The sequence below is a fragment of the Bowdeniella nasicola genome (assembly GCF_900107735.1).
Lineage (GTDB): Bacteria > Actinomycetota > Actinomycetes > Actinomycetales > Actinomycetaceae > Bowdeniella > Bowdeniella massiliensis.
Window position 1 is genome coordinate 134,361 of sequence record NZ_FNQV01000004.1, and the last position, 21,605, is coordinate 155,965.

The 21,605-nt window shown below is 66.6% G+C and carries 22 protein-coding genes; 9 read left to right on the forward strand and 13 right to left on the reverse strand.

Annotated features, from left to right (window positions below; all coding sequences use genetic code 11):
- Window positions 1–61 precede the first annotated feature (61 nt).
- The 7 genes from nrdH to BLU67_RS04085 form a co-directional block, all read right to left on the reverse strand.
- Entirely contained in the window at window positions 62–313 is a 252-nt protein-coding gene (gene nrdH / locus BLU67_RS04050) for a glutaredoxin-like protein NrdH (protein WP_092562520.1), read from the reverse strand.
- A 514-nt stretch (window positions 314–827) separates the two neighbouring features.
- Window positions 828–1,586, reverse strand: a complete 759-nt coding sequence (locus tag BLU67_RS04060) for a hypothetical protein (RefSeq protein WP_092562526.1) — start codon at window positions 1,584–1,586, stop codon at window positions 828–830.
- Window positions 1,587–1,601: 15 nt separating this feature from the next.
- Window positions 1,602–2,357: a hypothetical protein gene (locus BLU67_RS04065; protein WP_092562529.1), complete on the reverse strand. Its 756-nt coding sequence runs from the start codon at window positions 2,355–2,357 to the stop codon at window positions 1,602–1,604.
- Window positions 2,357–3,103, reverse strand: a complete 747-nt coding sequence (locus BLU67_RS04070; protein WP_092562531.1) for a hypothetical protein — start codon at window positions 3,101–3,103, stop codon at window positions 2,357–2,359. The genes BLU67_RS04065 and BLU67_RS04070 overlap by 1 nt, the downstream gene beginning before the upstream one ends.
- 130 nt (window positions 3,104–3,233) lie before the next feature.
- Window positions 3,234–3,743 carry a hypothetical protein gene (locus tag BLU67_RS04075; RefSeq protein ID WP_092562534.1) on the reverse strand — a complete coding sequence of 170 codons (510 nt, stop codon included), beginning with the start codon at window positions 3,741–3,743 and terminating at the stop codon, window positions 3,234–3,236.
- A 23-nt stretch (window positions 3,744–3,766) separates the two neighbouring features.
- Entirely contained in the window at window positions 3,767–3,985 is a 219-nt protein-coding gene (locus BLU67_RS04080) for a hypothetical protein (RefSeq protein ID WP_092562537.1), read from the reverse strand.
- 119 nt (window positions 3,986–4,104) lie between these two features.
- Window positions 4,105–5,637 carry an L-serine ammonia-lyase gene (locus tag BLU67_RS04085; RefSeq protein ID WP_092562757.1) on the reverse strand — a complete coding sequence of 511 codons (1,533 nt, stop codon included), beginning with the start codon at window positions 5,635–5,637 and terminating at the stop codon, window positions 4,105–4,107.
- 272 nt (window positions 5,638–5,909) lie between these two features.
- On the opposite strand from BLU67_RS04085, the gene BLU67_RS04090 reads away from it, so the two are divergent.
- The gene (locus BLU67_RS04090; protein WP_092562540.1) at window positions 5,910–6,377 is read left to right on the forward strand and encodes an S-ribosylhomocysteine lyase; all 468 of its coding nucleotides are present in this window, start codon (window positions 5,910–5,912) and stop codon (window positions 6,375–6,377) included.
- A gap of 12 nt (window positions 6,378–6,389) precedes the next feature.
- Here BLU67_RS04090 and BLU67_RS04095 read toward each other — a convergent pair whose 3' ends face one another.
- Window positions 6,390–6,953, reverse strand: a complete 564-nt coding sequence (locus tag BLU67_RS04095; RefSeq protein ID WP_143027330.1) for a hypothetical protein — start codon at window positions 6,951–6,953, stop codon at window positions 6,390–6,392.
- 242 nt (window positions 6,954–7,195) lie between these two features.
- Here BLU67_RS04095 and mtnN point away from each other — a divergent pair, with 242 nt between their 5' ends.
- The gene (mtnN, locus tag BLU67_RS04100; RefSeq protein WP_092562546.1) at window positions 7,196–7,831 is read left to right on the forward strand and encodes a 5'-methylthioadenosine/S-adenosylhomocysteine nucleosidase; all 636 of its coding nucleotides are present in this window, start codon (window positions 7,196–7,198) and stop codon (window positions 7,829–7,831) included.
- 121 nt (window positions 7,832–7,952) lie between these two features.
- Window positions 7,953–9,611 (forward strand): HNH endonuclease signature motif containing protein, encoded by a 1,659-nt coding sequence (locus BLU67_RS04105; protein ID WP_092562549.1) that lies wholly within the window; start codon window positions 7,953–7,955, stop codon window positions 9,609–9,611.
- Between the two features lie 126 nt (window positions 9,612–9,737).
- Here the strand turns inward: BLU67_RS04105 and BLU67_RS04110 are convergent, their stop codons facing one another.
- On the reverse strand, window positions 9,738–12,524 hold the full coding sequence (locus tag BLU67_RS04110) for an FtsX-like permease family protein (protein WP_092562553.1): 2,787 nt from the start codon (window positions 12,522–12,524) through the stop codon (window positions 9,738–9,740).
- Window positions 12,521–13,240, reverse strand: a complete 720-nt coding sequence (locus BLU67_RS04115; protein ID WP_092562556.1) for an ABC transporter ATP-binding protein — start codon at window positions 13,238–13,240, stop codon at window positions 12,521–12,523. Before BLU67_RS04115 ends, BLU67_RS04110 begins: the two co-directional genes overlap by 4 nt.
- Window positions 13,241–13,395: 155 nt before the next feature.
- On the opposite strand from BLU67_RS04115, the gene BLU67_RS04120 reads away from it, so the two are divergent.
- Complete coding sequence (locus tag BLU67_RS04120) at window positions 13,396–14,256, forward strand: DsbA family protein (protein ID WP_092562558.1); 861 nt, start codon at window positions 13,396–13,398, stop codon at window positions 14,254–14,256.
- Here the strand turns inward: BLU67_RS04120 and BLU67_RS04125 are convergent.
- Window positions 14,240–14,698 carry a hypothetical protein gene (locus BLU67_RS04125; RefSeq protein ID WP_092562561.1) on the reverse strand — a complete coding sequence of 153 codons (459 nt, stop codon included), beginning with the start codon at window positions 14,696–14,698 and terminating at the stop codon, window positions 14,240–14,242. The genes BLU67_RS04120 and BLU67_RS04125 overlap by 17 nt on opposite strands.
- Before the next feature lie 106 nt (window positions 14,699–14,804).
- Between BLU67_RS04125 and BLU67_RS04130 the strand changes: the two genes are divergently transcribed.
- The 5 genes from BLU67_RS04130 (at window position 14,805) to BLU67_RS04150 (ending at window position 18,855) form a co-directional block, all read left to right on the forward strand.
- On the forward strand, window positions 14,805–15,581 hold the full coding sequence (locus BLU67_RS04130) for an ABC transporter ATP-binding protein (RefSeq protein WP_092562564.1): 777 nt from the start codon (window positions 14,805–14,807) through the stop codon (window positions 15,579–15,581).
- Window positions 15,566–17,194 (forward strand): hypothetical protein, encoded by a 1,629-nt coding sequence (locus tag BLU67_RS04135; RefSeq protein ID WP_092562567.1) that lies wholly within the window; start codon window positions 15,566–15,568, stop codon window positions 17,192–17,194. The genes BLU67_RS04130 and BLU67_RS04135 overlap by 16 nt, the downstream gene beginning before the upstream one ends.
- Before the next feature lie 297 nt (window positions 17,195–17,491).
- Entirely contained in the window at window positions 17,492–18,103 is a 612-nt protein-coding gene (locus BLU67_RS04140) for a DUF4126 domain-containing protein (RefSeq protein ID WP_092562570.1), read from the forward strand.
- Window positions 18,104–18,249: 146 nt separating this feature from the next.
- A complete protein-coding gene (locus BLU67_RS04145; protein ID WP_092562573.1) occupies window positions 18,250–18,393 on the forward strand; it encodes a helix-turn-helix transcriptional regulator in 144 nt (47 codons plus the stop codon).
- 72 nt (window positions 18,394–18,465) lie between these two features.
- A complete protein-coding gene (locus tag BLU67_RS04150; protein ID WP_092562576.1) occupies window positions 18,466–18,855 on the forward strand; it encodes a hypothetical protein in 390 nt (129 codons plus the stop codon).
- 15 nt (window positions 18,856–18,870) lie between these two features.
- Here BLU67_RS04150 and BLU67_RS04155 read toward each other — a convergent pair whose 3' ends face one another.
- Both BLU67_RS04155 and BLU67_RS04160 read right to left on the reverse strand, forming a co-directional pair.
- Window positions 18,871–20,571, reverse strand: coding sequence for a Na+/H+ antiporter NhaC family protein (locus BLU67_RS04155; protein ID WP_261977021.1), 1,701 nt, complete (start codon window positions 20,569–20,571; stop codon window positions 18,871–18,873).
- Window positions 20,568–21,572 carry a carbohydrate kinase family protein gene (locus BLU67_RS04160; protein WP_176780692.1) on the reverse strand — a complete coding sequence of 335 codons (1,005 nt, stop codon included), beginning with the start codon at window positions 21,570–21,572 and terminating at the stop codon, window positions 20,568–20,570. The genes BLU67_RS04155 and BLU67_RS04160 overlap by 4 nt, the downstream gene beginning before the upstream one ends.
- Window positions 21,573–21,605: the final 33 nt, after the last annotated feature.

Sequence of the window (21,605 nt, forward strand, 5' to 3'; positions counted from 1 at the left end):
CCGGATTCATGATCCTGCGGGGTTTTTCCGGTGCATGCAGGGGCGCACCGAACCGTCGGGACTAGGCAGTTACGGTCTGCTCGACGCTCTGACGGGCGAGCGCCTTGATGCGGTCGGGACGGAACCCGGACCAGTGGTCGCCGTCAGCGAAGACGACGGGAGCCTGAACGTAGCCAAGTGCCTTCACGTTGGCGAGGGCCTCGGCGTCTTCGGTGATGTCGACGACGGTGTACTCCAAGCCGTTCTTCTTCAGCGCACGGTAAGTGGCATCGCACTGCACGCAGTTCGGCTTGCTGAACACGGTAATGCTCATGGGAGCACACTCCTTTTTGCTTCGTAATGACGGTCCGGCGAGCGGTTTTCCCCGGATGTTACATCCGTGTGGTTCGATTCATCTCGGACCCCGTCGCTGACTTCCGTCACTATACCTTGTGATCGATCGAATGCGCGACCACTAGATGTAGTGGTCTCATTATTCCAGCGTGAATATTTATCCAAGTTTATTCACCACCTCCTGTGGACGGCCGCGGCTCGAATGTGGATGGGAATGGCGGTTGCGATTGCCCGTGTGCTGAAGCCTGCCATCAACCTCGGACACGAGCGGCCCAGGGGCCGCGTCGTTTGTACGAATCGGCACCTGGTGGACCATGTCCGCCGCGTCGCCGCGAAAGCCCACACTGCCATGTGCACGCTGGGGATGAGGATCCATCCACAGGCTGTGGAGGCTGTGGATAGGTGAGCTGGGAGGGGTGGATGGTGAAAACCAGATCGCAAAAATTACCGGCCCGCTCGGCGTGTCGCGAGCGGGCCGGTGAGGAACGGACTTCTTAGAGTCGGGTGGCGATCGTCGAGGTGAGTTCTTCCAGGTCCGCGATGTCCGTGTCCTCGGTAGTGGTCAAGACCGTCGTGACGAGGGTGGAGCCGACCTTCGCGAGCATCGTGTACACGTGCACGGTGCCCTTGGGCAGTTCCTGGGTGACGTGCTGCCCAAGGGAGGAGTCCGCAGCGATCGAGGTGGGGATCAGGGAGACCGCGGATGTGATGGATTGGCCGTGGGCGCTCACGGTGAACTGCGGGCACTTCGTGATCACGTCGGTGACGTTGCCGAAATCGATGCCGTCGGCGCCGCCGGGCGAGACCTGGGCAACGACCTGTGCCCCATCGACCTCGCCGGCGGCCAGGCTCAGATCGCTTGTGTGGGCGATGAGCTTTTCGTTCAGCTCCGTATTCAGCTTGCCGCAGACCTCCGGCTCGAAGGTCGCGCCTTCGGTCCGCAGGGCCGAGCGGAGGGACTCGACGTAGGCATCGACCTGGACCGGTGGCAGGGCGGTAAGGGGCTCACCGCGGTAGGTGAGATCGGCCAGGGCCTTGGCTGTGTCGGGCGAGCCCTGCGTGGGCGCTGCCGAGGTGGTGGCCGACTCAGTCGGTGCCGGGGTCGCTGTGGTGGCTTCCTGCGACGTCGTCGCCGATGCGTCCGGGGAGGGCTTCGTGGTCTCGGCTTGGCTGCAGCCGGTGATCGCCAGTGCGGCAGCCGCTAGCGCGGCCAGAGTTCGGTTGCGGGCGCTGGTGCTAAGCGTGCGGGACATGTAGCTCCTACCGGGTTAGAGTCGCTCGACGATCGTGTTGATGAGCGATTCCAGCTCCCTGGCCGTCGCCTCATCCACCTGGGCCGAATCGGCCAGTTGGACCATAACGATGTAGTCGCCCTTCGTCGCGAAGAGCTGGTGCAAGAAGACCTCCTGGTCGCCCTGCTTGATGCGCTGCACCTGGCCGTAGTGGTCATCAGCGGGCGTGTCGAATCCCCCGCTGTGGACCTCGATCTCCTCATTACCGATCTTCCAGGTCATATCGTCGCAGTCGTCCTTGAACCGTGCGGAGATCTCGCTGGACCAGGATTCCTTAGCGGAATCGGTGATGACGACGGCGAGATTGTCCTCCTTCAGCTGGGCACTTGCGATCTGCCAGGAGGAGGTATCGCGGCCGGCGGCTTCGGTGAGGCGCTCGTTGACGAGTGCTTGGCAGGATTGGGGCTCGACCGTCACCTGGGTGGCGGCACCGTTGGAGCCGGAAAAGATCGCGGCGGACTCTTCCTTGCTCGCTACGCTCAGTTCTTTGCCTTTGAACGTCAGGCCGGTGAGGGCCGCTTCCGGAGCGCTATCGCCGCTGGGCGATGCGGAGGTCTCGGCGGTCTCGCTCGGGGTAGCGTCCGCGGGCGTCGCCGCCGCCGAGGTGGTTGGCTCTGCGGACTTCTCCGGGGTGGAGTCCGAGGAACAGGCGGCAAGGACGAGGGATCCCACCGCGACGGTCGCTAGCAGGGCGGTACGAAGGCCGGAGCGGCCGGTGAATTGAGTGCGCATTACGGGATCCGTTCAGTCATGGTTTGCAAAAGTTCGGTGAGGGCGGCGACGTTGGGCGATGAGGCCTGCATGCCCGACTGCACCATGAGGATGTAATCCCCCTTGGTCGCATACAGGGTGTACTGGGGCGGGTTTTCGCCATTGACCATGGAGTAGCCGAAGGCGTCGTCGGCGCCGCTGATCGGGGTCTCGACTTTTTCGACGGTGATGGTGGCGGGAGCGCCGGCCACGGTGAGGTCCACCGAGGGGCAGATGGCCGGGAACTCGCGGGCGATGTCGACGTTGCGGCGCTGGACCGCGAAATCTTGTGACGCCGACACCGAGATGCCGCTCGCGTTGGCGGCCATCGCGATGTCGACATTCTTGTAATCGGCGGTATTGCCGGTTTGCGGCACGAACGCGTGCTCACATTCGGGCGGCTTGACCGTCAGGTCGAGCTGGTTGACCTGTTCCGCAGCGCTGATGAGGATATCGGTCAGCGGCGCCCCGTGCATGACCTCCAGCGGAGTGCCGTCGTAGGAAAGATCTCTCACGATCGGCACCGTCGTATTGTTCGGGTCGACGTCGGCGGGCGCACTTGGGGCTGAGCTGGTCTCGGCCTCTGGGCTGGCCTCTGGCGAGGGTGCAGCGCTCGAAGGCGCGCTCGTCGTCGCTTCCGGAGTCGTCGACTGCGAAGTGCAGGCGGCGATCGAAAGTGTCATTGCTCCAGCAGCGATGACGGCTGCAAGGCTCCGGCGCAAGGTCATCGGGCACGTCCTTATCTATTGGGTGCGCTCATCGAGTTCTAGTTGATCACGACGATGAGCGCTGTCACCAGGACCGCCCCGGCGCGGCACCATGATGGGCGAGCCGGGGCGGACATCGGACCGTACTTCCTTAGAGACGATCCAGCACAGTCGTGAGGAGCCCATTGGCCTTATCAATGGTTTCGGCCGTCGGGTCGGTGAGGTTCACGGCGACGACGACGCCCGACTTCTTGGCGGTTGCCGTATAGGTGCCGGACTTCGTGTCGCCCATCGTGACATCCTGCTGATACGCGATAGCTTCGCGCGCCGGAACACTCAGCGGCTGTTCCGCCATCGTCATTTCGATAGTTCCGAACTCACTCTCCATCGACGACGTCTTGCAGGCATTGAGCATCTCCTTAGAGAGCGCAATGTCGAAGTTAGCGACCTGCTCCTTGATCACCTGAACCGTGACGCTCGGCTGTTCCGGGACGGCCATTGCAAAATCGTCGGCCGTAACCTTGTCTAGGTCGAAGACGGTGGATGGGCCCTTGGACACGACTGCGTTGCACGCCTCAGGCTTAATGTTCTGAGCGCCCTGTCCCGTAGCGAAGTCGCCGAACTGCTTGATCATGTCGATGGACTTCTGCGGATCTTCCACCTTCAGGGGTGCGCCGTCGTAGGTCAGGCCCTCGAGGACAGATCGCTAGGCGGTTCGCCCTCGGCCTCTTCGGTGGGCGACGCGTCGTCGGTGGGCGTGGCGTCATCGGTGGACTGCCCGCCATCTGCTTCCGTCGTGACGGACGGGCTCGTGGTCGTGGCGCCGTCGTTGGACGAGCAGCCCGCCAAAATCAGCGCGGCGAGCGTGGCGGTAGCCCCCAGGGCTCGAATCGTGCGAGACATGTGACTCCTTGAGTTCTCATCGGAGCCCCCGGTAAGCCCCTCCCACGGGGTAGTCGACCAGAATCTGGCGGCCCGCGCTACCAGAATCTTGCGACGTGAAACTTTCGGGCGGCCTCGTCCTAGCACTCCACGACGTTCACGGCGAGCCCGCCGCGGGAGGTTTCCTTGTACTTGCTCAGCATGTCTTCGCCGGTTTGCCGCATCGTTTCGATGACGACGTCAAGGCTCACGGTGTGCCGGCCATCGCCCCACAGCGCCATGCGCGCGGCGTTGATTGCCTTCATTGCGCCGATGGCGTTGCGTTCGATGCACGGGATCTGGACGAGGCCGCCGACGGGATCGCAGGTGAGCCCGAGGTTGTGCTCCATCGCGATCTCGGCAGCGTTTTCCACCTGCAGGGGGGTGCCGCCCATCGCTTCGCACAGTCCGCCGGCCGCCATCGCGGAGGCCGAGCCGACCTCACCTTGGCAGCCGACCTCTGCGCCCGCGATCGACGCGTTCGTCTTGATGAGCGACCCGACGGCCGTGGCGGCCAGCAGGAAGCGACGCACCCCCTCGCTGTCCGAATCGGGCACGAACTGCAGGTAGTACTTGATGACCGCGGGCACGATCCCCGCGGCGCCGTTCGTCGGGGCCGTCACGACGCGGTGGCCCGCGGCGTTCTCCTCGTTGACCGCGAGGGCGTACAGGTTGACCCAGTCGACGGCACGCAGCGGGTCCTCATAATCGCCGATCGGCCCGCGCTGCTCGCCTGCGGACAGCTCCGCAAACAGCTTCGCGGCGCGGCGCGGCACGTTCAGCCCGCCCGGCAAGATGCCATCGGTGCGGCAGCCCGCGTCGATGCACTCGCTCATGGCGTCCCAGATCTGATCGAGATGCTTGTCGACGTCGATGCGCGCGCGGGCGGCTTCTTCATTGGCGCGCACGACGTCGGAGATCCGCAGCCCGGACGCCTCACAGTGATCGAGGAGCTGCTGCGCGGAGGAGAACGGATAGGGCGCGGGCTCGGCCGAATCATGATCCTCGCCGCGGACACTCGACAACGAGTGCACGCGCGTGACGTCCTCGGCGCGTTCCTCCTCGGACAGCTCGTCGTCGGGACTTTGTTCGACGACGAAGCCGCCGCCGACGGAGTAATACGTGCGCTCAAGCGCGACGCCCTGCTCGTCGTGCAGCCGGAACGTCACGCCATTGACGTGGTAATCGAGGACCGTGTCCGGCACGAGCGCGACGTCCTTATCAAACGCGAACGGCACGTCTACGGAGCCGGCGACGCTCAGCGTGCCGCTCTGCTCGATCCGATCGACGAGGTTCGTCACGACATCCATCGGGACGCTGTCGGGCAGGAACCCGGCAAGCCCCCACACAACGGCCCGGTCCGTCGCGTGCCCGCGGCCAGTCGCGCCAAGGGAGCCATACAGGTCGACGGTGACGCGCTGCGGGCTGACCCCTGAGCGCACCGCCGCCACGATTTCGCTCGCGAACGCGTGCCCGGCCTTCATCGGCCCGACGGTGTGCGAGGAGGACGGCCCGAGCCCGATCTTGAATAGATCCGCGACGGATAGCGGGCGCGGCGCCTCGGCCGCGGGCGTCGCCCCGGCGTACAGCGTGTCAGGCCCGCGCCGGCCCGTCGCCCGCGCCCGGCCCGGCATGACCGAACGTTCCACGGGAGTGATGGCCAACTGGCGTCGCGACGAATGCGGCCGCGTCAAGTGATATTCGACGTGGGCTCCCGGCTTCGTGGCTGTCGGCGGCTCGGGCAGCGTCGGCGCCCCGCCATCTCCCGCGTTATCAGCCGTCGTTTCGCGCATCTCGCCTTCTTCCATGCCTAACCTCCTCGTCGGGCCCGCGCGCGTCGCTTGCCAGAGGTATGGTGTCACGTTTCGGGCGATTTTCCTACCCACCGCCGGGCTACCATGGGGCCATGACTACCCCCAAGATGAACGTCGAATCCTTCAACCTCGACCACACGAAGGTTGCCGCGCCCTACGTGCGTGTCGCAGATCGCAAAGTTCTGCCCGCCGGCGACGTCCTCGTGAAATACGACGTGCGTTTCACCCAGCCCAACCGCGCGCATCTTGAGATGCCGACGATCCACTCCCTAGAGCACACGTTCGCGGAAAAGGTGCGCAATCACGCCGATTACGTCATCGACTTCTCCCCCATGGGCTGCCAGACGGGCTTCTACCTCCTCGTGAGCGGCGACCACGAAGATCAGGAAATCTTCGACCTCATCGCCGCGGGCCTGAGCGATGTGCTAGCCGCCGACGAAGTCCCCGCCGCTAACGAAGTCCAGTGCGGCTGGGGCGCCTCCCACGATCTTGCCGGTGCTAAGGCCGCCGCCAAGGCGATGCTCGAGAGCCGCGACGTCTGGCACGAGGTCATGGCCTAAAAAGCCCTACTATCAACCCGCGGTGGCCGTAGCCTCAGCGACGGTAGGACTCAACTGCTCGTCAATCCTCCGGCCCATCAGTGCCAGTGACACGACCAGCGGTAGCAACCCCGAACCGATGACGAGGGTACCTATCCCCAAACGCAACGGACTCGTCGCATAGTTGAGTGCGTTCGCCTCGAAGTCAGCTCGCCATTTCTCTATCGCCCTCGACGACATCTGCGCAGAGTTGGCCGCTGCGATAACGGCTTTTTCTGTGTCGGACGCTGCGTTCTGTATGCCTGTATAGGCGTCTCCGCCGTAGCTAGTGCGAGAGCTGTTAGACATGAGTTCCGCATACGCTGGAGGCATCGTTGGCAGCGCCGCATCTTTCGGGAGCATGATCGACAGCCCAATTGCCAGGCAGACAAGTAACCACACGGCCGAAAGTGATATCGCCGCCTTCGATGCTCTCGAACTCGAAGCAAATGCCGCCTTCGCCCCGCGAGGGGTATTGGCAATCGTCTCATTATTGGATTCCGGCGTTGAGGCGACCGGATACGGATGTGAATGTTCTTCTGGGAGTTGGGTGGACATGTGTTCCCTTGCTCTCGCAGCACCGCGGATTGACTCCATGACAGTGGGGACGAGCGATCGACTGGTTCGGATATTTTGTGACACCTGCACGTCCGATGTGCAGGAAGCTTTACATTGAGACACTAGGCACGAACGATGACATTGAGCCGACGAACAAGTGTTCGCAGGCTATTCCGTAACGTAACGACGTCAGCTGATATAGAGGCGTCTTTTCTAAAGGTCTCCAGAACTAGAGTGGGAACATGATGCGTGGAAAATCGAGCACTCTTATCCTCGCGGCGATGCCCGAGGAAGCCGCCCCCTATGAGGACATGGACCTCGACGCGACCATCGCCGTCACCGGCATCGGCGCCGTCAACGCCGCCGTCACCGCCACCCGCCTCATCACCGAGCTGCACCCCCGCCTCGTGGTATCCACAGGATCGGCGGGCGGCCTCGGCCAGGGGCTTTCCATCGGCGACGTCGTCATCGGATCCGACTACCGCTACCACGGCGCCGACGCCACCGCCTTCGGCTACGAGCTCGGCCAGATCCCCGGGATGCCCCCGGCGTTTTTCGGCGACGCCGACTCAATCGAGCATGCCCGAACCCTGCCTGCCAGCCCCGACGCGCCCGTGCATATCGGCGGCATGCTTTCGGGTGATTCCTTCATCGCTGCGCACCTCGTCGACGATATTCGCCGCACCTTCCCCACCGCCCTGTCCACCGACATGGAGTCCACCGCGTTGGCCCACGCCTGCCACCTCGCGGGCATCCCCTTCGTCTCGGTGCGCGCCATCTCGGACCTGTGCGATGGCTCCGCCTCCGAGGCCTTCCACCTGAGCCTGCAGGAGGTCGCCACCCGCGCCGCCCACACCGTCGCAGCGCTGCTCGCCTAAAAGTTATCCACAGTTTCACCATCGGCCCTTGCGGCGATTTTCTCTCCCGGCTTGACTGTCATTCACGACAGCACGTCCCCGCCGCACCGGACGGGGACCCGGAAGAGAAAAGGAGCAGCCGATGGCACTACTCAGCCCCGACGAGATCGCCGCAGCCCTGTCATCTCTTTCCGACGGCGATGATCCCGTTGCCGCATCGACGGTCGCCCTCGCCGCCGAGCTCCTGAACCGCGCATTCGATCGCGGCATTACCGCTGCCTCCCGCGAGGACCACCTCGCGATCTACGACGCGTACGAGGCATCCCACCGCTACGCCACCTACGGGCGGATGCGGGCCCTGGCCGCCGCCGATCAAGCCAAGGCCGGAAAAGTCCACGGCATGACGATGGCCGACTACGTCGCCGAACGCCGCCGCGTCCCCCGTCCGGCGGGCCTGACCGCGGTCCTCGATTCCCGCAGCGCGATCGCCCACCCCAACGCGCTCGCCGCAGCCGCCGCCGGCCACATGAACGAACGCAACTTCAAACCCTGCATCGAGACTCTGAGCGAAATCGCCGAGGTCGTCACCCCCGAGCAACTCCCCGACATCGAAGCCGACGTCCTCGCCGCCGCCACCACCCCCATCCCGGAAAACTTCCGCCGCCGCACCCGCGAACTCATCCGCCGCGCCAACCGAAAAACCGCCCGGAAACAAGACGAGGTGGAGCGCATTAACCGCACTCGCTCATACGCCCAGCGCAGCGCCAGCCTCATTCTTGTCGACGACGGCCGCGCCGGCGCGCGCATGAGCGTGCGATTCACCGCCGAACAGTACGACGCCGTCCTGCCCGTCATCGAGTACTTCGCCGAACGCCAACGCCAAACCCTCAAGAGCGCGGGCCTGCCCACCGGCACCACCGCCACCCGCCGTGCCGACGCCCTCGCCTGGATCGTGGCCAACTTCTTTACTGACGATCCCGCGTGGAAGAACCGTTTCCCGACGCCGCCCGATCCGCGCACCCCGGACGCGCCAAACCCCTACCCCGCTCCGCCGCCGCACCTCGATCCGGCCGCGACGCTGGTCGAGGCCCCGGGCCGCATGTCCTTCCTTAGCCGCTCACACGCCAGGCGCGTCCGCGCAGCCCCGGTCGAATCCTGCGCCTTCGCGCCGCTGCCCTACGACGACGCCGTCGCCGCCCCAGGGCCGATCGCGAGCAACTCGCCCCGCCGCTCCTTCCACCCCACGGCCCGCAGCGCCACGCTCACCGTCGCGACCGCCAAGGCCGCCGTGACCGCCGCGCTGGCCTCCTACGGCGCCGCGGCCCCCGCAACGCCCCACGATCTCGGACGCACCGCCCGCGGCCCCTCCCCGGACCTGCGCCTCATGGTGCGCCTGCGCGACGGCGGCTGCATCCACCCCAACTGCACCGCCGAGCCCTACCGCTGCGAAATCCACCACCTGCACTCCTTCGCGGACGGCGGCCCCACCAGCTTTTTCAACCTCGTCCTCGTCTGCCGCGCCCACCACCTGCTCCTGCAGCACGAACCCGGCAGCCGCACCCACTGGACCGCACGCATCGGCCCCGACGGCCTACCCGAGGTCATCCCGCCGGTCAGCATTGACCCACAACAAACACCCCGGCGCCACGAACGTTTCACCCCCGACGATGATCGCCTCGGCCGATGGTTCCGCGGAAAAATCCCCGACGACGAGTCAGACAATCCTGACGACGACGTCGAGTCTCCCGTCGCGCGCGAGTGGCCCGACGACGGAATCGGCGAGTCGGCCCGAGCCTCCTAGCCGATAAGCCCCTCCGCGCCGCGACATCCCCGGCCGCACCTCCGCGCCGCATCCCCCAACGCCAACACCCCGCCTGCTGCCCGCACTTTCGTGTGGTGCCCGCAGCAGACGGGGTGTTCGGCGTGCTTATTCGGCGACCATCGCCTGAATCGGGCTCGTCTTCGCCGCCGTTCGCGCCGGCAACACGGACGCAATGAGCGACGCGATGACCGCAACCGCGAAGATCCCCGCGAGCCAACCCCAGGGCAGCGATAGCCCAAGGTCGAACCCGGTCTCGGCCGCGAGCGCCCGTATCCCCAGCCAGCCCTCGAAGATGCCAAGCGCCAGCCCGCCAACGGCCGCCGCCAGCGCAATGAGCAGCGCCTCCACCGAGAGCATCGCGCGCATCTGGCCCCGCGTGAACCCAAGCGCGCGCAGCAGCCCGGACTCCTGCGTCCGCTCCAGCACCGAAAGCGCCAGCGTATTGGAGACCCCGATGATCGAAATCGCCACCGCCGCGCCCAGCAGCCCCAGCACGACGTACATCATCGTGTCGAGGATCGAAAGGTAGCGGATCCGCTCAAACGCGCCACCATCAAGCTGAACATTCTCGCCGCTGCCCCGAATCGCACTCGCGATCTTGTTGAGCTGTCGCGTATCCACGTCGTCATCCAGCTTGATGATGATGGCCCCGCGCGTCACCGCAATGTCATGTTCACTCGTCAGCGACGAAAGTTCGCTCGCATTGAGCCATACCGACGCCTGGTCGGGCCCGCGCCCCTCGACGAGGGTGTATTGCATGCCGACGGCTTGCTCGCCAGGATTCGCCCGCGGGTCCGCGGCCGCGTCGGCAGGCAGGAATCGCAGCTCCCCCTTGCCATCGCTCGCCCCGTCCACCGCGCTAATCGAGCGCACCCCGAGCTCACCAGCTTCCGGGCGCGCGACGCGCGAGCGCCCCACATCGTAGGCCTCCGGCGTCATGCCGAAGACAGCAACGGGCGTCGCCACCTGCTCATCGCTCGATTCGGTCTCGCTGCCTGCCCCCTCACCAGCGGCCCCCTCAGCATCGCCCCCTTCAGATCCCGGACCACCGGCAGCTGCTCCCTGCTCCGGGTTCTCCTCGGCCCCCGGCTGGCCCTCGGACCCGGGAACGCCTTCCGATTCCGGCCGCACCGGCAGGATCGTGCCGCTGCCAAGGTATCCACGCGCTACCTCTACCCCGACGGCCTGGGCCACGCCGTCCAGGTTCGCAATATCGCGCAGCTGCGCGTCCGAAAACTCATTCGATTGCGCGATGAGATCGACGGGCCGCCGCTCCGACAGCGTCTGGCTGAGCGAATTCTCCAGCGAATACCGTCCCGTAATAACGGTGGTCACGAGCCCAATCCCGACGACAAGGGCTGCCGCCGTCGCCGCAGTGCGTCCGGGATTGCGTTGGGCGTTGGCGGCAGCCAGCTCGCTCGGCGCCCGCCGCTTCGCCCATCCCGCCGACAGCACCCGCAGCAGCGGCGGCACCATGTAGACGTACAGCATGATGAGCCCGACGAACAGCGCCATCCCGCCTGGCATCGCGATAATGAGCGACTCCTTGACGATGCCCGCAACCGCCGCCGCGGCGCCCGCGCCGGTCAGCAGCAAGCCCAGGATCAGCCGCACGATGCCGCGCCGGGACCGCACGGGTGCCACGTCCATCGGCCGCAGTGCCGCCAGCGGCGCCACCCGCGTCGCCCGCCGCGCCGGCCCCAGCGCGCAGATCACCGTCAGCACCACCCCGATGGCAAGACCCGCGAGCATTGGCACGTACGTGTCAGCAAACTCGGGCGTCAACTGCAGCATCGGGAACGTCCACATGACGAGCCCCGCCCCCACGAGCGCCCCGATCGCCGAGGACACCAGCCCCACGATCGCGGCCTCGCCCAGCACCAGACGGCGCACCTGCCCGCCCTCGGCGCCGATGCAGCGCAGCAGCGCCAGCTCGCGGGTGCGTTGGACCACCAGCACCTGGAACGTCAGCGTGATGACGATGCCCGCCACCACCACGGCAATGAGCGCAAACGCCGTCGCGATCCCCGTGAGAATGCCCGTGCCGGTCGTGAACTGCTCGAGCTCCTTTTCCACGGCCTGATCGACGGTCAAGAAGGTCAGCGCATCCGGCGCATCGGCCGCCGATACCCCCGCGGGCAGCAACTGCGCCGCCTGGAGGCGATCGATCAGCGTCGCCGCCCCCACGCCCGGCGCCGCCTTGACGATGATCCGCGTCACCGAGTCGAATGTCGGGCCGGACCAGCTCTGCTCGGCCGCGGGCACGACGGCCTGGGGGAAGGAAAAACCGCTCTTAGGAAATACTCCGACGACGGCCACCTGCGTGCCTTGCTGGTCCTGCCCGATAGGCGCGACCTCCATCGAATCGCCGACGTCGACCTTGAGCAGCTCCGCCGAATCCGCGTCGAGCGCGATCTGGTTGTCCGCCTCCGGCCAGCTGCCGCGGTCCATCGTCTGCCAGCGCACATCGGCGTCGATGAGCGGGAAGGCCTGCACGTGCGTGCGCTCCCCGGCATGGCGCACCTCGAGCGCGGAATTATTGACGACGCCAAGCGCCGCAACCCCGTCGACGTCCCGCACCTTTGCCGCGACGTCCTCGCACGTCGGCAGGTCGCGCGGTGCCGCGCCATCTTCCCCGCCCGCATCGCCTACGCCCCCCGCGTCGCCTACGCCGCCCGCGTCGCCCGCGCTTTGCAGCGCCGACTCCTGGCAGGAGATCTGCACGTCGGAGTTCTTCAGTATCTCGGCGAATGCCTGGCGCATCGTGGAGGTGAAGGCCCCGCCGAGGGACAGCGTGACGACGACGAAGGCCACCGCAACGATGACTGCGATCGTCGTCGCGATGAGGCGGCTCGGCCGCGAGCGCAGCTGCGTGAGCAGAACGTCCTTCACTCCGCCACCCGCCGACCTTGGCTGTGACCTGGGCGCTCATCGGAGACGATCACCCCGTCGGCCATCGACAGGATCCGGTCGCCCACACCGGCGGCGTTCGGGTCGTGCGTGACCATGAGGACGGCCTGATCGAGATCGTCCACCGCGCTGCGCAAAAGCTGCAGCACCTCGGCGCTCGAGGCCGAATCGAGGTTGCCCGTCGGCTCATCGGCGATCAGCACCGCCGGCCGCGTCAGCAGCGCCCGCGCCACCGCGACGCGCTGCTGCTGTCCGCCGGAGAGCTCATAGGGGCGGTGATCGAGCCGCTCGGCGAGCCCCAGCGTCTCTATGAGCTGATCGAACCAGGCCTGATCGACGCTCTTGCGCGCCATCTTCGTCGGTAGCACGATGTTTTGCTGCGCGGTCATCGTCGGCAGCAGATTGAACGCCTGGAAGACGAACCCGATGCGATCACGACGAAACCGCGAGAGCTGCGCATCGCTCATCGCCGTAATGTCCTCGCCCGCGATCTGAACGCGCCCGCTCGTCACCGAGTCGAGCCCGGCCACGCAGTGCAGGAACGTCGATTTGCCCGAGCCCGACGGCCCCATCACCGAGGTGAACTCCCCCGCTTCGATTGCCACGCTCACGTTGTCGACGGCTCTCACCGCGGCGTCGCCGGAGCCGTAGATCTTGGTCAGGTTTTCCGCGCGGATCGCGGCAGAGATGCTCGACATACCACCATCGTGCCAGCATCTGCGGGCTGCGCACTATCGGCCGTTCGGAGGGGGCGGGCGCGGGCGGCTTCGCCGGTAAGGAGGGGAAAACCCTGACCGGCCGGTGTGAGGAACTGCAAGCTGTGGGCACAAGCGGCGCAGGTAGTATCGGGGGCATGTCGTCTTACAGCCCGAACACCCCGACTCCGCACAAGCCGTCGCGGCCCACGCTCTCCCCGCTCGTCATCGTGCTGGCGACGCTGCTGGGGCTGCTGCTCGTCGTCGCCGGCTTCCTCGCGGGGCGCTACGCCTACAGCAGTAAGGCGACGCCCGCGCCGGGAGCGAGCGCGCCGGGCGGTGGCCAAGGCCAGGGCCAGGGCGGTCAGGGTCAAGGCGGCCAGGGCCAGGGCCAGCAGCCGCAGCCGGGCGAGACGCGCGATACGCTGCCCGAGCCCCCGCCCGAGGTGCTCGAGCTCATCCGGAAGGAACCCAAGCGCGAGGAGGGCGATCCCTTCGCCCAGGGCGCCGTCGACGCCCCCGTCGTGATCGTGGAGTACTCCGATTTCTCCTGCCCGTTCTGTGCGCAGTTCGCGACGAAGACCAAGCCCGAGATCCAAAAGCTCATCGACGACGGGACCGTCCGCTTCGAGTGGCGCGACCTCGCGCTCTTCCCCGAGGGCAAGACGACCGGCGCCGCGGGCCGCGCGGCCGCAGCGCAGGACAAGTTCTGGGAGTTCCACGACCTCGTCTTCGCCGACCACTCCGGGCAGGGCCACCCGTCCTACACCGTCGATCAGTACGTCGAGTTCGCCAAGCAAGCCGGCGTTGAAGACCTGGACAAGTTCCGCGCCGCAATTGAGGATCCGGCACTGGAAGAGGCCGTCTTCAAGGCGACAGATGAGGCCGTCATGCGACTGGGACTGCGCGGCACCCCCGCGTTCATCATCAACGACCAGGTCGTCTCCGGTGCCCAGCCAACCGAGTACTTCCAAAAGGTCATCCAGGAACAGCTCGACAAGGTCAACGCGGCGAAGTAACCCCCTCCGGCGAGCTATCCGCCCCGCGCCCATCGCGCGTGAGAAAACCGACGAGGAAGGCCTGGGCAAACAGGAGCATGAGGAGCAGCAAGCCCGCATTCGACTGCCAGCGGGGATAAGCAGGCACTTCGAGTCCCTCGAGCTGCGTCCTGACGGAGTCTGTCACGTAACTCAGCGTCAGTCCCGCACCGACAGCGGCACACATGCTGACAAAGCGTCGTATCTTCGCCGTCGAGCGCCAGCCTTGCGTATCCGGTGCCTTGATCCGGTAGGAAAGGTAGCCAACCCCCAGGGTGATGATGGCGAAACCCAATCGATACCCGGAATCTGAGACGGCTGAGGCGTAGTGATGCCCGTACCACCACAGCGCGAGGCCAGCGAGAAACAGCGCGAGCACGCCCCACCAGCATCGAACTGAAAAGCGATCACCATCGTCGGTCATTTGTCCCCCTGAGTTTGTGGCTACAGCGTATCCCCCAGGCTCAGCGCACACACGATCCTTCCCTCGGAGGATTCGGCGGCAGTGACGCACACCATATGCTGGCGCTATGACCACTCCTGAAGGCTCGGTTACGCCTGCGCTGCGGCTGGATTCGCTCACCAAGGACTTCGACGGGCGGCTCGTCGTCAATGAGCTCTCGCTCGATATCCCGCCAGGGTCGTTTTATGGCATCGTCGGGCCCAATGGCGCGGGCAAGACGACGACGCTGTCCATGGCGACGGGGTTGCTGCGGCCCACGCGGGGGCACGCGTATGTGGCGGGCATCGATGTGTGGGCAGACCCGCCGGCGGCTAAGGCGCACATGGGCGTGCTCGCCGATGAGATGGCGACGTTTGACCGGCTCACCGGCCGCGAGCTGCTCACCTACACGGGGCTGCTGCACCGGCTGGCACCCGACGTCGTCGACCAGCGGTGCGATGAGCTGCTGCAGGCGCTCGACCTCGGGCGAGACGGCGCGAAGCAGGTGGCCGATTATTCCGCGGGTATGCGCAAGAAGATCCTGCTCGCCACCGCGCTCATCGCGGCGCCGCGCCTGCTCATCTTGGACGAGCCCTTCGAGTCCGTCGATCCCGTCTCCGCACGCACGATGCGCGAAATCCTCGCGGCCTACGTCGATGGCGGTGGCACCGTCGTCATCTCTTCGCACGTCATGGAGCTCGTCGAGACGATGTGCGATCACGTGGCGATCATCCACGAGGGGCGGGTGCGCGCGGCCGGGACACTCGCCGAGGTGCGCGGCGAGCTCTCACTCGTCGACAGGTTCATCGAGCTCGTCGGCGCCAAGCACCTCGCCGAGGGGAGCCTGACGTGGTTGCGCTCCTGACGCGCCTGCGCTGGCGGCTGTGGCGAACGGAGTACCGTTCCAAGCGGCGCTGGATCACGGCGATCATCGGCGTCGTGTACACGGTGCCACTCATCGGGTTGTTCTGGCTCGCCTTGGGAGCCCTGACGCGCGAGGCTCCAGTGATGCTGCCGCACGTGCTGGTGGGCGCCGGTGCGGGAATCGTTCTCGCGTGGTCGACGGTACCGATCGTGGCTTTCGGGCTCGATGACCCGCTGGCGGCGAACCGATTCGCGTTGCTACCCCGGCGGGCGCGCGAGCTCCAGCCCGGGCTCCTTGTTGCGGGCCTCGTCTCGATTCCCGCGGTGCTGACCGCTATCGCGCTGATCGGAGCGCTGCTGCTCAGCGAAATCGCGCTCGCTACCTGGCAGGTGGGCGATGCGTCAATGCCCGGACGGATTCTTGCGATGGCGATCGCGCCGGTGAGTTTTGGCGCTGGATTGGCATTGTGTTTGATGGTGCCGCGGGCGCTGCTTGCCGCGACCTCGGCTGGCGGGGTCTCCCGCCGCCGCCGGGAGCTAGGCAGCGCGCTCGGGCTTGCCGGGCTGCTCGGCCTGACCTACGCGGCGATGCTGTGGGGCGCTCCCGTGCTAGAAAATGCGAGCGGCGAAGAGCTAACTCGGGCATTAACGACGGTGGCAACGATCGCCGCGTGGACGCCCTTTGGTGCGCCCTTTGCGCTGCCGTTCGACATCGCGAGCGGGGCGTGGCTCACCGCCGCCGGGCGCGCGGTGATCGTTGCCGCGAGTGTCGCCGGGGTCTGGCTGTGGTGGGAGCGCGCGCTGTCCGAGGCGCTCGTTTCCGGTCCCCAGAATCAAAGCGCGAGGCGTGCGCGCCGCGCTGGCGGGGCGGGCATCATGCGGCTACTTCCGGCCATCCCGCTCGGTGCGGTGATCGGCCGGTCGCTACGCACCTGGGTGCGTGACTCGCGCTATTCGCTGGGGCTGCTCATCTCCCCACTCGTCGTCGGCTTCCTCGTCGGGATGGCCCTCATCAACGACAACCCCTCCACGATTCCGATTGCCGGCTTCATGCTCGCGCTCACCCTGCAGCCGATCCTGAACGACTTCGGCTATGACGGGCCCGCGATGTGGCACTCCATCGTGCACGACGCAGACCCGCGGGCAAATATCCGCGGGCGCGGCATCGCGGCGCTGCTCGTTATCTCGCCGATGCTGCTCATTCTTGCCGTCGTTCTTGTGTGGGCGACGGGTTCGCTTCGCGCGATTGCCACCTACGGGCCATGGATTGTTGGGGCAGCATTCTCGGCGACGGGCGCGGCGGCAATCGTCTCCCCGCTGTTGCCCTACGCCGTGCAGCCGCCGGGCACGAATGCTTTCAAGGGCAACGCGGCCCAGGGTGCGGGCGCGTGGATCTCCGCGATCGTGGGAATGGTAGCGATCACCGTGCCGCTGCTACCCGCTGGGGTCTTGTTCCTCGGCGGCTTCCTGCGGCCGAGTTGGGCCGCGGCCGCGCCGTGGGTAGCGCTCGCCGGGGGCACGATCATGCTCGTCGTCGGGTGGATCCTCGGGCCAAAGCTCCTTCAGGAGCGGCAAGTGGACATCTACCACCGGGTGCGCATCTGGGCGACGTAGCGGGGCACACCACCGACGCCAGTATGCCCAGCTCAGAGACGTGGCTTGCCAACGCGGCGCACGGTGCAAAGGATGGCTACCACAGTCACTGCCGCCGCCACACCGATGTAAGGCGAGGGCCCAAAATATGCGTCGAGGTCTTCACCCAACTATGTTCAACCTAGCTCCTCCCGTTGCCCTTCAGGTTTGCACCCGGGCAAACGTCAATTCCAATCAAAAGAGCGCTTGTCAACTACGTGGAGAGCTATACGCACGCTACAACCACCGGACAGCGCACATGTGTAGCAGACTTGTGCCATGGATATCGTCTCTGCGCTGGGACTTGGCTCCGCTGCGGGCCTGAATGCCTACATCCCGATGCTTATCGTCGGGCTGCTGGACCGCTACACCTCCGTCGTGAACCTGCCGGCAGGCTGGACGTGGCTGTCGGATGGCTGGCTGCTCGCGATCGTGGCGGTGCTGCTCGTCGTGGAAGTCGTCGCCGATAAAATCCCCGCGGTTGACTCCATTAACGACGTCGTGCAGACGATTGTGCGGCCAGCCTCGGGTGGCATCGTGTTCGCCTCCGGTATGGGCGATCCGCAGACCGTGAGCGATTCCGCCTCGGCCTTCGGCGATGGCCGCTGGGTCGGCTTTGCCGTAGGTGCGGCGGTGGCCCTCATCGTGCACCTGACGAAGTCGACGGCGCGGCCCGTTGCGAACGTCACGACGGCGGGGCTCGCGGCGCCGGTGCTGTCCGCCGGGGAGGATGCGACGAGCGTGGCGCTCTCGCTCGCTGCCGTCTTCGCGCCGATCGTCGTCCTGGTGCTGCTCGCGCTCACCTTCTTCGGCCTCGGCTGGCTTATCAGCAAGCGGCGCAAGCGCCGCCACGCCGGGCCGCCACCCCGCCTCGAAGATATGGACTTCTAGCCGGGCGCTTCCGGGGCCGGAAACTGCGTGTCAACGAAAAGCAGCGCGATGGTGCGCAGTCGTGCCCCCAAGAACCCTGGTCCTCGTCGGGCTCTGCTGCTGCAATGAAGATAGCCCCATTCCACCCACAGCAGAGACGAGGAACGATGGACATCCATGAACGGCTCAAGGAGCTGCGGACGAAAGCCGGCCTGTCCCAAACCGAACTGGCGGAAAAGCTCTCGGTGTCGCGCCAGGCGGTCTCGAAGTGGGAATCGGGGCGCGGGACGCCCGATATCGGCAATATCTAAGCGATCGCCGCACTCTTTGATGTCTCCGTCGATTACCTCCTCACCAACGTCGCCATCTCTCCAAGCCCGACCGTGCGCGTCCCGATTAATCTCGATGAGCTCACCGCGATCCGCCCAAAAGGAAAGGTCCTCAAGAAGAAGGCTCACGCCGCAGTGATGGCGGCCCACCCCCGCGCGACCAGCATCATCCCGCTGATCCGCTCCAAGGTGAATACCGGGCCGGAGCGGTTCTTTGATTGGGTCGGGCTCGTTTTCAGCGACACGATCCTTGGGACTTTTACGTCAATCGATACCCCGTCCGACCGGGACGCCTACTACCTGGTCACGGAAGGCGGCCGCCAGCTCCTGGCGCGCGTGGGGCGCGAGGCCGTCGAGTCCCAAGAACTCCTCCAGCCAGTCACCACGCGCACCTTCATCATCGGGATGAACAGGTTCAAAAAAGAGCTCAACCCGATCATCTGATGGTGGCGGCTCCTGCTAGCTGGCGCCTTCGCGGCGGGCGCAATGTTCCGTCTCCAGCGTCGTCGTCATGCGCACCAGGACAAGGACCGAGAGGCCCAGCGCGATAAGCGTCGCGATGAGGCCGGCGATGATGGATGCGGTGGCGGCGAGCGTCGTATAGCCGATGAGGGCGGCGATCGCGGCGGCGCCGGCGTAGGGCAGCTGGGTCAGCACGTGCGTGATGATGTCGCAGCCGGCGCCCGTCGAGGACAGGATCGTCGTATCCGAAATTGGGGAGCAGTGATCGCCAAGGACGGCTCCGGCGAGGACGGCGCCGAGGGCCGGCAGCAGGAATTCGGTGGCGCCGAGCGAGTTCATGATGTCGCCGGCAATGGGGATGAGGATGCCGAAGGAGCCCCAGGATGTGCCGGTGGAAAACGCCATGATGGAGGCTGCGAGGAACATCACGGGGATGAGCCAGGCGACGGGCAGATCCGCGCCGCGCACGAGATCGCCAACGTAGCGGCCGGTGCCGAGCTTGCCGATGAGATCGCCGAGCAGCCAGGCCAGCAGCAGGATCTGGATGGCGGGCCACATGGAGGCGGCGCCGGAGCCGATGCCGCGCACCATGGTGCCGGCGGAGATGTGCTCGACGGGGCGGATCGCGCGCCAGCAGAAGAACAGTGCGGCCGCGAGACCCGCGAGTCCGCCGATGACGAGGGATTCGGCGACCATCGTGTTTTCGAGCATGCGCAGGATGTTCGTCGTGCCGCCCTTGAGGGCGCCGGTGACGAACATAGCGCCGACGACGCCGATGACGAGCGTGATGAAGGGGCCGATGAGGGCGGCGATGCGGCCGGATTCGGCGTGCGGCAGGTGCTCGGAGACCTCTCCGGGGATGTCGGCGTCCTTGGAGTAGGGGCGCCCGGCGGTGATCGCGCGGCGCTCCTCGGCGCGCATCGGCCCGAAGTCCAGCGAGAAGGCGACGACGGCGGTCACGAGCAGCACGGCCGCGATGGCGTAGTAGTTCGCGGCGGCGGCGCGCATGAAGGCGCCGATGTCGGAGACGGCGAGCCCGGAGGCGGCGACCGTCGGGGCCATGAGGGCAATGATGGAGGCGCCCCAGGAAGAAAACGGCACGAGGACGGTCACCGGCGCGGACGTCGAGTCGATGATGTAGGCGAGTTTGGCGCGAGAGACGCGGTATTTGTCGGTGACGGGCTTGGCGACCTGGCCGACGGCGAGGGCGTTGAAGTAGTCGTCGATGAAAATGCCGACGCCCATGGCGGTGCCGAGCCACTGCGCGCCGCGGCGGCCCTTGATGCGGGAGGCGGCCCAGTCGGAAAATGCTTGGGAGCCGCCGGCCATGAGGACGAGCGCGGTGATGGCGCCGAGCAGCGCGAGGAAGGCGAGGATGTAGATGTGGTCGGTGTTGAGGGCGCCGTCGGCGTAGAACAGGCCGAGGATGGCGGCGCCGATCGTCTTCAGGGTGGTGAGTGGGTTGAGGTTGGCGATGAGCAGGGCGGCGGCCAGGACGCCGAGGCCAAGGCTCAGGATGACCTTGCGGGTGAGGATGGCCAGAACGATCGCTATGAGCGGCGGCAGGATCGAAATCCAGGGGTGGGCGGCGGCGAGCGTGGCTCCCGACTGGGTGGCGGACTGGGCAGCGGGCAGCGCTGCGGCAAGAGCAGCGACGGGTAGGGCTGCGGCGATGACAGCGATCGTTGTGGCTCTCACGCCTCCACGATAGTGGGATCGGCCTGCAGCACGGCGGTGGGGTCCACGCGCGGGGCGCATGCCGGTCCGAGCAGCTCGGCGAGGCGGTCCACGCCGATGCCGCCGTGGGCGGGTTCGGCGGCGAGCAGCCGGGCGACGGCCGTGTTGGCGCGCGAGGCCGCGGTGATCGGATCCGCGCGGCAGGTGAGCAGTTCGTGCAGGAAGACGGCGAAGAACGCGTCGCCGGCGCCGATCGTGTTGGTGATGCGCACCGGCGAGGCGGGCACGTGTACTGGCTCGGCGGGCCAGCTGCCGTCGGGCTGCCGGACGAGGAGCAGGCAGCCGCGGCATCCCAGCGTCATGATGACGAGCTCGGCGCGCGAGGCATGCGCGAGGGCGGTGAGGGCCGCTTTCTCGCGGCCTGGCACGCGCTCGGCGGACATCGTCAGGTAGCGCGCGGAGAGGAAGGGCGCGACCCACTGGGCGAACTCCTCCGACGGCTCGCCGGGCGCGTCGTCGAGGATATGGGGGCCGACCTCGTGCAAATCGACGGCAAACGGCAGGCCGGCGTCGGCGAGTTCGGCGGCCAGCGGCGCGGTCATGCGGCGCGAGGCGAGGATGGTGATATCGGCGTCGGCGACGTCGGGCTGCAGATCGCTCAGGCGGAAGCTCGCGCGCGAGGCGTCGGTCAGATCGTTGAACACCTGGCGGGTGCCGTCCTCGGCGTACAGGACGACGGAGCGGGGCGTGCGCGCCAGGGTGCGGGTGCACAGGTGGGTGGACAGGTCGAAGCGGTAGGCCTCGTTATCGATCAGCGAGGTGGGGTAGTCCTCCCCGAGGGGCGCGGCGAGGTCGACCTCGTTTCCGAGCGCGGCCAGCGAACGCGCGACGGCGAAGGCGATTCCGCCCACGCTGTAGCGGATTTCATGGTGATAGGACGGGCCAGCTCCGGGGGTGACGGGGAAGGCGCCGATGGGCAGTGTCGTGCGTTGGTTTGCAATGCCGACGACGATGACCTTCATGTGACCTCCTTCCGCGTCGTTGCGGCCCCGGCC

Coding starts and splice junctions, on each gene's coding strand:
- nrdH (WP_092562520.1), bottom strand. CDS start 313: ATGAGCATTACCGTGTTCAGCAAGCCGAACTGCGTGCAGTGCGATGCC.
- BLU67_RS04060 (WP_092562526.1), bottom strand. CDS start 1,586: ATGTCCCGCACGCTTAGCACCAGCGCCCGCAACCGAACTCTGGCCGCG.
- BLU67_RS04065 (WP_092562529.1), bottom strand. CDS start 2,357: ATGCGCACTCAATTCACCGGCCGCTCCGGCCTTCGTACCGCCCTGCTA.
- BLU67_RS04070 (WP_092562531.1), bottom strand. CDS start 3,103: ATGACCTTGCGCCGGAGCCTTGCAGCCGTCATCGCTGCTGGAGCAATG.
- BLU67_RS04080 (WP_092562537.1), bottom strand. CDS start 3,985: ATGTCTCGCACGATTCGAGCCCTGGGGGCTACCGCCACGCTCGCCGCG.
- BLU67_RS04085 (WP_092562757.1), bottom strand. CDS start 5,637: ATGCCGGGCCGGGCGCGGGCGACGGGCCGGCGCGGGCCTGACACGCTG.
- BLU67_RS04090 (WP_092562540.1), top strand. CDS start 5,910: ATGACTACCCCCAAGATGAACGTCGAATCCTTCAACCTCGACCACACG.
- BLU67_RS04095 (WP_143027330.1), bottom strand. CDS start 6,953: ATGTCCACCCAACTCCCAGAAGAACATTCACATCCGTATCCGGTCGCC.
- mtnN (WP_092562546.1), top strand. CDS start 7,196: ATGATGCGTGGAAAATCGAGCACTCTTATCCTCGCGGCGATGCCCGAG.
- BLU67_RS04105 (WP_092562549.1), top strand. CDS start 7,953: ATGGCACTACTCAGCCCCGACGAGATCGCCGCAGCCCTGTCATCTCTT.
- BLU67_RS04115 (WP_092562556.1), bottom strand. CDS start 13,240: ATGTCGAGCATCTCTGCCGCGATCCGCGCGGAAAACCTGACCAAGATC.
- BLU67_RS04120 (WP_092562558.1), top strand. CDS start 13,396: ATGTCGTCTTACAGCCCGAACACCCCGACTCCGCACAAGCCGTCGCGG.
- BLU67_RS04125 (WP_092562561.1), bottom strand. CDS start 14,698: ATGACCGACGATGGTGATCGCTTTTCAGTTCGATGCTGGTGGGGCGTG.
- BLU67_RS04130 (WP_092562564.1), top strand. CDS start 14,805: ATGACCACTCCTGAAGGCTCGGTTACGCCTGCGCTGCGGCTGGATTCG.
- BLU67_RS04140 (WP_092562570.1), top strand. CDS start 17,492: ATGGATATCGTCTCTGCGCTGGGACTTGGCTCCGCTGCGGGCCTGAAT.
- BLU67_RS04145 (WP_092562573.1), top strand. CDS start 18,250: ATGGACATCCATGAACGGCTCAAGGAGCTGCGGACGAAAGCCGGCCTG.
- BLU67_RS04160 (WP_176780692.1), bottom strand. CDS start 21,572: ATGAAGGTCATCGTCGTCGGCATTGCAAACCAACGCACGACACTGCCC.